At 50.0% G+C, this 13,416-nt stretch carries 11 protein-coding genes; 5 read left to right on the top strand and 6 right to left on the bottom strand.

Annotated elements, in window-relative coordinates; translation table 11 throughout:
- The first annotated feature begins 206 nt into the window (after positions 1-206).
- Positions 207-1,748, top strand: a complete 1,542-nt coding sequence (locus tag BQ7367_RS13790; protein ID WP_072525958.1) for a MerR family transcriptional regulator — start codon at positions 207-209, stop codon at positions 1,746-1,748.
- Between the two features lie 15 nt (positions 1,749-1,763).
- Here BQ7367_RS13790 and BQ7367_RS13795 read toward each other — a convergent pair whose 3' ends face one another.
- The 4 genes from BQ7367_RS13795 to BQ7367_RS13810 all read right to left on the bottom strand — a co-directional run bounded on the left by BQ7367_RS13795 (position 1,764) and on the right by BQ7367_RS13810 (position 6,268).
- Positions 1,764-2,219 (bottom strand): GNAT family N-acetyltransferase, encoded by a 456-nt coding sequence (locus tag BQ7367_RS13795; protein WP_072525959.1) that lies wholly within the window; start codon positions 2,217-2,219, stop codon positions 1,764-1,766.
- A 194-nt stretch (positions 2,220-2,413) separates the two neighbouring features.
- Complete coding sequence (eno, locus tag BQ7367_RS13800) at positions 2,414-3,709, bottom strand: phosphopyruvate hydratase (RefSeq protein WP_072525960.1); 1,296 nt, start codon at positions 3,707-3,709, stop codon at positions 2,414-2,416.
- Between the two features lie 222 nt (positions 3,710-3,931).
- Entirely contained in the window at positions 3,932-4,591 is a 660-nt protein-coding gene (locus tag BQ7367_RS13805; protein ID WP_072525961.1) for a flavin reductase family protein, read from the bottom strand.
- Between the two features lie 24 nt (positions 4,592-4,615).
- Positions 4,616-6,268 carry a putative manganese-dependent inorganic diphosphatase gene (locus BQ7367_RS13810; protein ID WP_072525962.1) on the bottom strand — a complete coding sequence of 551 codons (1,653 nt, stop codon included), beginning with the start codon at positions 6,266-6,268 and terminating at the stop codon, positions 4,616-4,618.
- A gap of 242 nt (positions 6,269-6,510) precedes the next feature.
- Here BQ7367_RS13810 and BQ7367_RS13815 point away from each other — a divergent pair, with 242 nt between their 5' ends.
- Positions 6,511-7,296: a S1 RNA-binding domain-containing protein gene (locus BQ7367_RS13815; RefSeq protein ID WP_200786745.1), complete on the top strand. Its 786-nt coding sequence runs from the start codon at positions 6,511-6,513 to the stop codon at positions 7,294-7,296.
- A gap of 165 nt (positions 7,297-7,461) precedes the next feature.
- Here the strand turns inward: BQ7367_RS13815 and BQ7367_RS13820 are convergent, their stop codons facing one another.
- Complete coding sequence (locus tag BQ7367_RS13820) at positions 7,462-7,743, bottom strand: DUF2325 domain-containing protein (protein ID WP_072525963.1); 282 nt, start codon at positions 7,741-7,743, stop codon at positions 7,462-7,464.
- A gap of 209 nt (positions 7,744-7,952) precedes the next feature.
- Here BQ7367_RS13820 and carB point away from each other — a divergent pair, with 209 nt between their 5' ends.
- Positions 7,953-11,177 (top strand): carbamoyl-phosphate synthase large subunit, encoded by a 3,225-nt coding sequence (gene carB, locus BQ7367_RS13825; protein WP_072525964.1) that lies wholly within the window; start codon positions 7,953-7,955, stop codon positions 11,175-11,177.
- A gap of 135 nt (positions 11,178-11,312) precedes the next feature.
- Here carB and BQ7367_RS13830 read toward each other — a convergent pair whose 3' ends face one another.
- The gene (locus BQ7367_RS13830) at positions 11,313-11,921 is read right to left on the bottom strand and encodes an ATP-binding protein (protein ID WP_072525965.1); all 609 of its coding nucleotides are present in this window, start codon (positions 11,919-11,921) and stop codon (positions 11,313-11,315) included.
- 115 nt (positions 11,922-12,036) lie between these two features.
- On the opposite strand from BQ7367_RS13830, the gene BQ7367_RS13835 reads away from it, so the two are divergent.
- On the top strand, positions 12,037-12,696 hold the full coding sequence (locus BQ7367_RS13835) for a Crp/Fnr family transcriptional regulator (RefSeq protein ID WP_072525966.1): 660 nt from the start codon (positions 12,037-12,039) through the stop codon (positions 12,694-12,696).
- Positions 12,697-12,825: 129 nt separating this feature from the next.
- The gene (locus BQ7367_RS13840) at positions 12,826-13,380 is read left to right on the top strand and encodes a DUF4854 domain-containing protein (RefSeq protein ID WP_072525967.1); all 555 of its coding nucleotides are present in this window, start codon (positions 12,826-12,828) and stop codon (positions 13,378-13,380) included.
- Positions 13,381-13,416: the final 36 nt, after the last annotated feature.

Consider the following 13,416-nt stretch of genomic DNA (forward strand, 5'->3'; position numbering starts at 1 on the left):
CTCCCTCCTGTCAATTTATCTCTATTTCATACCGGTTCTATTTTATGATAAACAGCTGTTGTTTTCAAGCCACTTTGATAAATGCGTGCACCGTTTCCAAATAGAACTGAAAAGATCATAAAAACCACAATTTTTTCTTGACTGTAAACCTGGTTGACACCTTATACTTGCCCCGGATACAATAGAACAGCAAGGGGGATCTTACCATGACGATCAAAGAAATCGAGAACCTTTCAGGAATGACCCGCGCCAACATCCGTTTCTATGAAACGGAAGGGCTGCTGACTCCCTCCAGGGATTCAAACGGTTACAGAAACTATACAGAAAAAGATCTGGAAATACTCAAGCGGATCCGGCTTCTGCGCACTCTTCATTTAAGTCTCGCCGATATCCGCGCGGCGGACAGCGGGGAACGCAGGCTGGATGAAGTGCTGGCCGGGCATCTGCATGCCCTGGAAGAAGAAGAGGCCGGTCTGAGCCAGTGCCAGGATGTCTGTGAACAGATGTGCCGTGACCATGTGGTCTATGACACCTTCGACGCCCAGCGCTATCTTGATCTTCTAAACTCCCCGGGCCACAATGACCCGCCGGAGCTGAAGGAAGACACGGTCCCGAAAGTGACTTCTCCCTGGATCCGTTTCTTTGCCCGGGAGATAGACTGGACGCTCTGGAGTCTGGTCTTAAACGCGCTTCTGGCGCTCGTTCTCGGCATCAGCATTGACACCAGCCTTCCCATGGGTGCCCGGACATTTCCTTCCGCCTTATTCTGGTCCGGTATCGGGAGCATTCTCGCCTCCAATATCTTTGTACTGATCTTTGAACCGGTCTTTCTTTCCCTGACAGGGACTACACCGGGGAAATTTGTCTTCGGCCTCAGCGTCACATCCGTAGACGGAAAACGGCTCACTTACCGGGAGGCATTGTGCAGGACCTGGGATGTCCTGAGAAAAGGCTATGGCTTCTTCATCCCCATACTCACACTGATCGACCTGTATCTGTCTTACCGCTCATGCAAAGCGGAAAAAACGCTGTACTGGGAAGAAGATTCTACCCTCCATCTGAAGAGTGAGCGCCTACCTCTCGGCGTTCTGGCCTGTATCTTTACTCTGGCGCTGTCCCTGGGCCTGAACTGTCTGATGGACCAGACCGCAGCTCTTCCCCCTAACCGGGGAGAGCTCACTGTGGCAGAATTCTGCGAGAATTACAATGACACGCAGGATTTCTACAGTGTCGACCGGCAGCTGAACCTCCCGCCATCCGTCAGTTCCGGGATCTCCGGTATCCCGGATTCGGCCCTGTATCTGGATCCGACAGGAAACTGGGAGAAGAAGCCGGGCACTCCCTACATTGTTTCCTCCGGAGAATACGCGCCTCTGCCTGACTTTCATTTCACAGTGTCAGACAAAGTCGTGACAGGCGTAGAATTCTCTTACCGCGTAGAGAATGAAAACGTAAAGATTTCCTCTTTCGGAGAGCTTATGTCTCTTGCCGCAGTCTCCTATATCTGCGCACAGGAAGATTACTCCCTTTTTCCGGATACGCCGGACCGGATCCACACCCGTATAACCGAGGCCGCGGACCTGTTTGAAAATTTCAGTTTTTCAGAAGCGGGAGTTTCGGTGACATGCCAGATCTCTCATGAAGGATATGACCTTGAATTTGGTTCCTTTGACTCTGCAGTCCTGGAACCGGTATACGGAGAGAACGCCTGTTTCAGCATTGAGTTTTCCATGCAGATCGCACACTGATCCTGCAAAGGAGTATCACCCCAATGATTTTTCCATATAGATACAGGGGAAAGTCCAGCTCTGGACAGTTCTGCCGGGATCGGCAGTATATCCCAGTTTCTCATAGAAACCGACAGCCACGTCGCGGCTGTGGAGCACGGCTTTCCTGCACCCCAGCTCCCGGGCCCACTTTTCGGCTTCGGTGACCACCAGGCGGCCAAGCCCCTGTTTTCTGTATTCCGGTAGGACAACGATCCGGCCAAACATCATGGCCGGGATGCCGTCCTCCTGTTCCGGCAATTCATATAACCGGCAGGTGGCAACGGGAAAATCCCCATCCAGTATAACGATATATTTTGTATCAGGTGTATCATATTCATCGAACTCTTCCTGCAGCGTAATGTGATGCTGCCTTGCCATCGCCTGTACACGCACATAATATGCCCCCGCCTGCTGCCATGTCTGCATGGCTCTCATGACTTTAAAATCCATAGGTATCCTCCGTTTTCTCCAGGGTTCTTCTTGTTCCTCTCTCTATTCATCCATATTCATTTATTGTATCATGGTTCTTTTAATATTCAATGTTTTCCCACCGGATCAGTTTCGTAAAAAACTCCGGTCAGGTCTGGTCCCTGCCGGAGTTTCTGATTTCTTTTCTATGATTTCACTGTACATCCGTTTCTTCTTTATCTCTTTACATGAAATGCGTCAAATCCCGGATATACTGCGCCCACGCCCAGTTCTTCTTCAATGCGGATCAGCTGGTTGTACTTCGCCACACGCTCGCTTCTGCTGGGAGCACCCGTCTTGATCTGCCCGGTATTGAGAGCCACCGCCAGATCCGCGATCGTCGTATCTTCCGTCTCGCCGGACCGGTGGGAGGTCACCGCCGTGTATCCTGCTTTATGGGCCATCTTGATCGCCTCCAGTGTCTCGGACACAGATCCGATCTGGTTCAGTTTAATCAGGATCGAGTTTCCGCAGCCCAGATCGATCCCCTTTTTCAGCCTTTCCGTATTTGTAACAAACAGATCGTCACCGACAAGCTGAACTTTTCCGCCCAGCTCTTTCGTCAGGATCTTCCAGCCGTCCCAGTCCTCCTCATCCAGTCCGTCCTCGATGGACCAGATCGGATATTTATCCACCAGTGTTCTCCAGTGTTCCACCAGTTCTGCGGAGGTAAATCTGCTGCCGCATTTGGGAAGTACATACTCTCCTTTCACGCCGCTCTTCCACTCGCTGGACGCCGCGTCCATAGCCAGCACAAAATCTCTGCCCGGTTCATACCCGGCATCCTGTACCGCCTGGAGAATGTACTGGATGGCCTCTTCATCACTTCCAAGATCCGGAGCGAAACCGCCCTCGTCACCTACAGCTGTTGCCAGGCCTTTTGATTTCAACAGCGCGGCAAGTGCATGAAACACTTCCGTACACCATCTCAGGCCTTCTGTAAAACTGTCTGCTCCTGCCGGCATGATCATAAATTCCTGAACATCTACCGTATTCGCCGCGTGGGCTCCACCATTTAAAATGTTCATCATCGGTACCGGAAGGCAGTTTCCGTTGACGCCTCCCAGGAACCGGTACAGAGGAATGCCCAGGGAAGTCGCCGCCGCTCTGGCACACGCAATGGACACTGCCAGGATCGCGTTTGCTCCCAGATTGGATTTGTCTTTTGTTCCGTCTGCCGTGATCATTGCCTTGTCCACCGCGTAAATATTCCCTGCGTCCATACCCTGCAATGTATGGCAGATCACTGTATTGATATTTTCTACTGCTTTGGAGACACCCTTGCCTCCATATCTGCTCTTGTCTTTGTCTCTTAACTCCAGCGCTTCAAACTCACCTGTGGAAGCTCCGCTTGGAGCTGCCCCTCTGGCACTTGTCCCGGCTGCAAGATAAACTTCTGCCTCCACGGTAGGATTTCCTCTTGAGTCAATGATCTCCCGTCCGACCACTTTTTCAATCTCTAAATAATGCATACTTTTTGTCCTTTCCCACGGAGTTCCCTCTGCCCTGATTCAGGCAGTTCAGAGCAAAAGGAATTTCCATGATTCATTCACATATAGTTAGTGTTAACTAACTATATGTATTATACCAAATCCGGTGGTCAGGTTCAAGAAATTTATTGAGATTGATTCTCGTTTATGTCCGTTTCTGTCTTTCTTACAGGCTGTTTTTGCTCTTAACTCTGCTGCTCCCTATTATTTCCATTTTCCCGGTCTTTCATTCCGTTTTTTCTTACCGCCGCTTTTGTCTGTCTCCTTCTTCTGCGATACTGAACTTCTTTTCCTCTGAGAAGCTTTCTTCACGCTGTATCCAAATGTCCCCAGCTTTTTCCCCAGACCGAGATATTCTCCATGAGAATAAGCCATAAGCCCCGTCCTGTTCAGGTCAAACCGGCCATTCTCATCCATATAGTCTTCCTCTGCCTGCACGGCGGTCACTTCCGCCAGGAACATGTGGTGACTTCCCAACTCCTGGACATTCCTAACCTTACATTCGATATTGACCGGAGATTCCTGTATAACAGGCGCATGATCAAGAGATACAGCCCTTCCCTTTGTAAGACCGCATATTTTCCATTTATCCACGTCTTTCCCGGAACGGACTCCGCAGTAGTCTGTTGCCCGTGTAAGGTTCTCCGTAGTAAGGTTAATGACAAACTCTCCGGATTCTTTGATCATATGGTAAGAATAACGCCCCGGCCGCACAGAAATATAGACCAGCGGAGGGTTTGTACAGACGGTCCCGGTCCATGCGACCGTCAGGATGTTCGCATTTCCTTCCCTGTCTGCCACGCTGACCATGACGGCTGGAAGTGGATAGAGCATATTCCCAGGCTTCCAAATCTGTTTTGTCATTCTTTCCTCTCCTTTTGCTTTCTGTCATACCTGCAGGCTTCCCACCAGCGTGGGAACCAGCTGTTTCTTCCTGGATACTACGCCCTTTAACCGGATCCTCTCCGTATCCTCCGGAAGGTCATAGGCATTGAGTATCTTCTCCCGGGCTTCCGGCCCGCTGCACAGCAGTTCCGAAGATTCTGTAATAATGTTTGTCAGCATAAAGAAGATCATGTTCAGTCCATGGCTGTTTCGCGCCTTCTCCAGATGAGGCCCTACAATATCCCGGATCTCTTCCAGTTCTTCCGCACTCATGGAATTCACCTGCCCTACGCCGAACACCGTATCGTTGACGGTAAACTGTTTAAAGTCGAGAAAACAGATCTCCTCCGCGCTTTTTCCTCTCAGGTTACTTCCCGCGTTAAACATTTCCTGAGCCAGTGTCTCGATCTCGACCCCCGCGATCTTTGCCAGAGCTCTGGCTGCCTGCTCATCCAGAGGCGTGCATGTAGGAGAGCGGAACATCAGTGTATCAGAAATGATGGCGGCACACAGAAGCGCCGCGTGGACCGGCTCTACCAGGATACATTCTTCCTGATACATCTGATATACGATGGTCGCAGTACATCCCACCGGCTGGTTTCGGAAAAATACCGGCCCCATCGTCTCGATACTGCTCCCCAGTCTGTGGTGGTCGATGATCTCCAGAACATCTGCTTCCTCTATGCCGTCCACTGCCTGATTTTTTTCATTATGATCCACAAGAACAACCTGTTTCTTTCTGACATTGAGCAGCCGCCGTCTTGAAATCAGTCCCACAAACTTACCCTTGTTGTCCACAATGGGAAAATCCCGGAATCTTTTCTTGGCCATTACTTCTTTCACATCATCCAGGTAGTCCTTCATCCGGAATGTGACCAGATGGTCCCTGGTCATAAAATATTTTACAGGAATACTCTGATTGATATGCTGCGCTGCTGTGAATGTATCATGAGATGTGCGGATGATCACAATCTGTTTCTCCTCCGCCTGCCGGATAATACTCTCAGATATAGGCGCATTCTGACACACGACCATACAGCTCGCGTTTCTGTCCACCGCGCACTGCTGGGCGTCCTTCCGGTTTCCCATGATCACCAGGTCATCCTGGTCGATAAAATCAGACATCAGGATCTTACTGGATGCCGCAATAGCCACCTTCCCTTTCAGGAGATAACTGTGCTCATTTCCCGTCACAACCTCGCCGTCCACTGCCCGGGCAATATTCCGGTACTGGGTCCTGGCTTTGGACAAGATCGTACTGTCATATACTTCCATATAAGTCTTGGCAATATCCCCAATGGTGATCAGCCCTTCCAGCTTTCTGTCTCTTGTCACAGGAAGGGTATGTATATTATACTCCTGCATCTTTTCCCAGGCCGTGCGGATGGACACGCTGCTTCTGAGGCCCTCCACTTCCTTGAGTTCCACATCCCTGACCTGCTGCTTTAAATCTGTCAGGAGTTTGGGTACTTTCACGCCAAAACGTTCCAGTACATACTGGGTTTCTTCATTAAGCTGTCCCGCGCGCCGCGGTTCGTACTCCCGCCCTGTCAGTTTTGTCTTAAGCGCCGCGTATACGATGGCAGAGCAGATTGAATCCGTATCCGGATTCTTATGGCCCACTACGTACACTTTTCTTTCTTTTTCCTTTTCCATATACCTGTCTCCCGTCTGAACGCAGAAGACATTTAAGTCTTCCCGCTTCTTCTTTCCCTATGTCGATGGAATTCTTCTCATTCAAGCTTGCCATTTTTTTGCAGGATAGTCAACCGGATTTTTGTATTTTACGGAATACAAATTTCTTCCGAATGTGTTATCTGTGGCAGTTGTTTTTTGTGCCCCATATATGATATACTAGTAACACTGAAAAACAATTAATGAAGTTGAGGTGCTGCACAATGAGCGAAGAAATGAAAGAAGAATTACAGACAAACGAAACAGAAGGACAGACAGAAGTGGCAGCTGAGGCGCAGCCTGCAAATGAGGAGACCGCCGGATCTGAGACAGAAGCCGCAAAAGAGACCGAGGCAGTTTCAGAGGAGACAATGGCTGACTATGAAGACCATTTTGATGATGCCAATCCCTGGAACAGGGTTACCGAATATATGGAGAAGAAAACGATTCTTCCTGTGAAAGTAGAAGGCGTGGTAAACGGCGGTGTCATCGTCATGGTGGAAGGGCTGAGAGGATTCGTTCCCGCTTCCAAGCTCTCTCTTACCTACATTGAAGATCTTGAGACATATCTTCTCAAGGATATTGAAGTACAGGTCATCGACGTAGACCAGGCAAGCAACCGTCTTGTCCTTTCTGCCCGTGAGATCCTTAAGGCAAAAGAGAAGAAAGCACGGGAAGAACAGATCGCAAATCTGAAAGTAGGAACTGTCCTGGAAGGAACTGTTGAGACACTGCAGAACTACGGAGCGTTCGTCAAGATGGAAAACGGCCTGTCCGGCCTGGTACATGTGTCACAGATTTCCCAGAAGCGCGTCAAGGTTCCGTCTGATGTACTGAATGTAGGCGACAAAGTTACCGTAAAGGTTATCGGAATCAAGGACGGCAAAGTCAGCCTCAGCATGAAGGCGCTGGAGGAAGCCAAATCTGAGCCTGAAGAAAAAGTCGTTATCCCGAAGAGCGAAAACATCGGGACAAGTCTCGGGGATCTCTTCAAAAATCTGAAAATCTGAGTTTATCATTGATTTTTTGAAACGGCGCAGCCTGTGGCTGTGCCGTTTTTCTTTGGGCCCGTTTCCGTTCTGCCAAATAAAGCAATTCCTGTTATACACAGATTTAACCGAAAATAGACCGTTGCTTAATGCTGTACACTATTCATCTTCGCGGCGGTTCCGGCTTTACCCACATACACTTCCCAGTATTTCTTCCAGCGCGTTCTTGCTGCTTGTATGGCATCTCACCACATCTGCATTGCATCTCTCTGCCTCTTCTACCGCACACCGCACCATTTTATGGGATACCGTATTGGTAAAGAGCACGATCAGATCCGGACTCCCTATCTGTTTGCTGAGACTGGCCGACATTTGAGTGAACACTTTTGCCTTACAGTTAAACTGCCTGCAGATCTTTTTATACTGGCACACCATCCTGTCATGACCGCCGATTATAACAACACTCATAGAAAACCTCCTGAAAAGAAATAGAAAAACGTTGTTCCTTCTAGTTAGTTTTATCTAACTTATATAATAATCATACTATATTATGTAAGAATTGGCAATAAAAATTTTGATATCGTTTCTCATTTAACATCTTTTTCTTGTACACCCCTGATGTTCTACTATATAATAAAGCCTAGAATCTAAAAATTTTTTAGGAGGAATGAAATCCTATGCCAAAGAGAACAGATATCCAAAAGATCCTTATCATCGGCTCCGGCCCTATCATCATCGGCCAGGCCTGTGAGTTCGACTATTCAGGCACTCAGGCGTGCAAGGCGCTGCGCAGCCTGGGTTATGAGATCGTCCTTGTCAATTCCAATCCGGCTACCATCATGACGGATCCGGAAATGGCTGATGCCACGTACATTGAGCCCCTGAATGTAAAACGCCTGGAGCAGATCATAGCAAAGGAGCGCCCGGACGCGCTTCTCCCCAATCTGGGCGGGCAGTCAGGACTCAATCTTTGTTCCGAGCTGGCAAAAGAAGGTGTCCTGGAAAAATATCATGTTCAGGTCATCGGCGTTCAGGTAGATGCCATAGAGCGCGGGGAAGACCGCATCGAATTTAAAAAGTCCATGGAAGCTCTGGGTATTGAAATGGCCCGCAGCCAGGTGGCCTACAGTGTGGAAGAGGCCCTTGACATCGCGGACCGTCTGGGTTATCCGGTGGTACTCAGGCCGGCCTACACCATGGGAGGCGCAGGAGGCGGTCTCGTCTACAACAGGGAGGAACTGAAAACTGTCTGTGCACGGGGACTTCAGGCCAGCCTTGTCGGCCAGGTGCTGGTGGAAGAATCTGTTCTCGGCTGGGAGGAGCTGGAGCTGGAGATCGTGCGGGATGCGGACAATAATATGATCACGGTCTGCTTTATCGAAAATATCGATCCCATGGGCGTCCATACCGGCGATTCCTTCTGTTCCGCCCCTATGCTGACGATTTCTGAGGAAGTGCAGAAAAGACTTCAGGAACAGGCCTACCGGATCGTGGAGTCCGTCCAGGTCATCGGCGGGACAAATGTACAGTTCGCCCATGATCCGGTCAGCGACCGTATTGTCGTCATTGAGATCAATCCCCGGACCTCCCGCTCCTCGGCTCTGGCCTCCAAAGCTACCGGCTTCCCCATTGCGCTTGTGTCTGCCATGCTTGCGGCAGGACTTACGCTTAAAGACATTCCCTGTGGGAAATATGGTACTCTGGATAAATATGTTCCTGACGGGGACTATGTGGTCATCAAATTTGCCCGCTGGGCCTTCGAGAAATTCAAAGGGGTTGAGGACAGGCTGGGAACGCAGATGCGCGCGGTAGGCGAGGTCATGAGCATTGGTAAAACCTATAAGGAAGCTTTCCAGAAGGCCATCCGCAGTCTGGAGACCGGACGCTATGGTCTGGGATTTGCAAAAAACTATAATGAAATGTCAAAGGAAGAACTCCTGCGTCTGCTCACTTCCCCGTCCAGTGACCGCCATTTCATCATGTATGAAGCTCTTCGTAAGGGGGCTTCTGTAAAAGAACTGCATGATCTTACAAAGGTTAAGACATGGTTCATCACTCAGATGAAGGAACTGGTAAAAGAGGAGGAAGAACTTCTGGAATACCGGGGAGGCCTTCCCTCTGACCAGCTTCTCATCTCCGCGAAGAAAGACGGATTCTCTGACAAATATTTAAGCCGGCTTCTGGAGCTTTCTGAGGATGAGATCCGAAGCCGCCGTAAAGCGCTGGGTGTAACAGAAGCATGGGAAGGCGTCCATGTCAGCGGGACTCCCGACAGTGCGTACTACTATTCTACCTATAATGCCCCGGACAAAAATCCGGTCAGCACCGGCCGTCCCAAGGTCATGATCCTGGGAGGCGGACCGAACCGCATCGGTCAGGGAATCGAATTCGATTACTGTTGTGTCCACGCTGCCCTTTCTCTGAAAAAGCTGGGATTTGAGACGATCATCGTAAACTGTAATCCGGAAACCGTCTCCACAGATTATGATACTTCAGACAAACTGTATTTCGAGCCTTTGACCCTGGAAGATGTACTGAGTATCTACGAAAAAGAAAAACCTGTAGGGGTAATCGCCCAGTTCGGCGGACAGACGCCGCTCAACCTGGCGTCTGAGCTTGAGAAAAATGGGGTTAACATCCTGGGTACACCTCCTTCTGTCATCGACCTGGCCGAGGACAGAGATCTGTTCCGTGACATGATGGATAAACTTGAGATCCCCATGCCGGAGTCCGGTATGGCGTCCACGGTGGATGAAGCTCTTTCCATCGCGAAACGGATCGGGTATCCGGTCATGGTGCGCCCGTCTTATGTACTGGGCGGCCGCGGTATGGAAGTAGTGTATGACGATGAAAGTATGAAAGGGTATATGACAGCAGCCGTGGGCGTAACACCCGATCGTCCGATCCTGATCGACCGCTTCCTGAATCATGCGCTGGAATGTGAAGCTGACGCCATCAGTGACGGCACCCATGCCTTTGTTCCTGCGGTGATGGAGCATATCGAGCTGGCGGGAATTCACTCCGGTGACTCAGCCTGTGTCATCCCCTCCCTGCACATCTCCGAAGAAAATGTCCGGACGATCAAAGAATACACGAGAAAGATCGCGGAAGAGATGCATGTCAAAGGCCTGATGAACATGCAGTACGCGATTGAAAACGGAAAAGTATATGTACTGGAGGCCAATCCAAGAGCTTCCCGCACGGTGCCTCTTGTTTCCAAGGTGTGCAATATCCGCATGGTGCCCCTTGCCATTGAGGTTATTACCTCCGAGCTGACCGGACGGCCGTCACCGGTGCCCGGCCTGAAAGAGCAGAACATTCCTTACTACGGGGTGAAAGAAGCCGTGTTCCCCTTTAACATGTTCCCGGAAGTGGATCCTGTCCTGGGCCCGGAAATGCGCTCCACCGGAGAGGTCCTTGGACTTTCCGCCGATTATGGAGAAGCTTTTTACAAGGCCCAGGAAGCGACCCAGACATGCCTGCCTTTGAGCGGCACTGTATTGATCTCGGTCAATAAGCGCGACAAACCGGAAGTCGTGGAAATCGCGAAAGGATTCGCGGAATGCGGGTTCCGTATCCTCTCCACCGGAGAAACATGCCGGCTGATCCAGGAAGCAGGGATCAAAGCAGAAAAAGTGAAAAAGCTTTACGAAGGGCGCCCCAATATCCTGGATATGATCACCAACGGAGAGATCGACCTGATCGTCAACTCCCCATCCGGCAAGGAAAGCGTCCACGATGACAGTTATCTGCGGAAGGCTGCCATCAAGGCAAAAATCCCTTATGTGACTACCATTGCGGCCGCCAGAGCTACCTGCAGCGGTATCCGCTATGTGCAGGAGCACGGCAACGGGGATGTCAAATCCTTACAGCAGCTGCACAGCGAGATCCGTCCTGTGTAGAGACGGTAACCTCTTAAGATCTATATACGATTACGGCTCAGCTACGAAAAAGACCGGTTCGGACAAGATTTCCGACCGGTCTTTTAGACGCTGTCCAGCCAAAGTTCTTTTTAATATGGTCCCTATACTGTTGTCCTACTCGTCCAGGATCTTTCCATCCGTGGATATGGTAACCACAGTCCAGGGGATCCGTTTCCCGCTGTTCTTAAGTGCTTCTCTGACCGCATACTCGATCCCGCCGCAGCAGGGCACTTCCATCCGGACCACAGTCACGCTCCTGATGTCATTTTCCCGGATAATCTCCGTCAGCTTCTCGGCATAATCCACGCCGTCCAGCTTTGGGCATCCGACCAGCGTGATGCGCCCACGGATAAACGCCTCGTGGAACCCGGGATATGCATAGCCCGTACAGTCGGCCGCCACGAGCAGCTCTGCTCCGTCAAAATAAGGGGCTTTCACCGGCACCAGTTTGATCTGCACCGGCCACTGGGACAGACGGCTTTCTTTCCTGCGCTGATTCGCCAGCACTGCTTCAAGATCATAGGCTGCGGCCTCCCGCTCAGTAAAGGTAATGGCGTCCACCGGACATACGGGGAGACAGTCTCCCAGTCCGTCACAGTAATCATCCCTCAGAAGTTTCGCTTTTCCGTTCACCATCCCGATCGCGCCCTCATGGCAGGCCTCGGCGCAGGCCCCGCACCCGTTGCATTTTTCTTCATCAATGTGTATGATCTTACGTACCATAATGATGGTTCTCCTCTCAGTTATTTTTATACGATATTTCCTTGACGCTTCATGTGAAGTATGACATAATACGAAACAAAAATCCGTTGTTATAACAACACGAAAGGTGAAATTTATGGAAACAGATCTGTCACGCATACAGCTTTTCTCCGGGATCAAAGATGAAGATATCCCGTCCATGCTCCACTGTCTCGGGGCAAAGGAACGATTTTACAAAAAAGGCGAGACTGTCTTTTCTCCAGGGGTTCCCACTGCACATCTGGGCCTCGTAAAAAGCGGACTAATTCTTATTGAACATATCGATGTCTGGGGCGGCAACAGCATCCTTGGAAATGCCGGGCCCGGAGCCATTTTCGGGGAAGCCTACGCCTGTCTTCCGAATGAGCCTCTCATGATCCATGCCACTGCGGCAAAAGACAGCCGGATCCTGCTGTTAGACGCAGCCAAAATCTGTCAGACCTGTCCCTCCTCCTGCCCTTTTCACGTAAAGCTGATCCGTAATCTTTTGTCTATCTGTGCTTCAAAAAATCTCCAGCTTTCCCGGAAAATTCTGCACACAGGGCCAAAATCCATCCGCGGAAAGTTGAAGTCTTATTTTTCCGACTGCATCCAGGCTTCCGGCAGCTATACCTTTGATATCCCCTATAACCGCCAGCAGCTGGCTGATTATCTTAACACTGACAGAAGCGCTCTGTCCGGTGAGCTGTCGAAAATGCAGAAGGAGGGGCTGATCCGGTATCACAAGAATCATTTTGTAGTGGACCGGGAAATATAAAGCGAAAATTCCGAACGCTCTGTTATTTTTCTGTTAAATTAGTTCATACTTCCCTAACTCTGCTTGTGAGGCCTCAATAAGTTTGATAAAATTAATACAGATATTTATATTTCAAGGAGGAAAAAGGAAATGAAAAAACGTATTCAAAGATTGTTGCTGATCATGTGCGTTTCCGCATCTGTGTTTGCCTTCACTGCATGTGGAAACTCTGACAGCTCTGATCCGGAAACACAGAAGGAAGACGTGAAGGAAGAAGACAAAGAAGCAGAAGATCCGGCTGAAGAAGAACCGGCCGCAGAAGACGCATCCGCAGCGGAAGCTGACGGAGAAGACACTGCAGATCTGCCTTCCGGGAAATTCGCGACAATTGAAGAAATGATCAATTCTGATCTGATGAAAGACACGCTGGAGTCCCAGCTTTCCTCACTGGAAGGCAGCGGCATCAGTGCATCACTTGCAGCTGACGGGAATAAACTGATCTATAATTTCACAATTGAGGATCCCAACCTTGCTGCTGCCATGGATACCGCTACCCTGGAATCATCTCTTGATTCCCAGGCTTCTACTTTTGGCTCCGTTGCTTCCAGTCTGTCGGCTGCGGTAGAAGTAGAAAACCCGGTGATCGTTGTCCGCTATCTGGACAGCAATGGAAATGAACTCGCCTCAAGAGAATTCACCGGCTGATTTTTTCATTGTTCTTAAGGGAACACCTTTTTATAA

Origin of the sequence: Clostridium sp. Marseille-P3244 (genome assembly GCF_900120155.1) — a bacterium.
In the GTDB taxonomy this organism is placed as follows: domain Bacteria; phylum Bacillota; class Clostridia; order Lachnospirales; family Lachnospiraceae; genus Mediterraneibacter.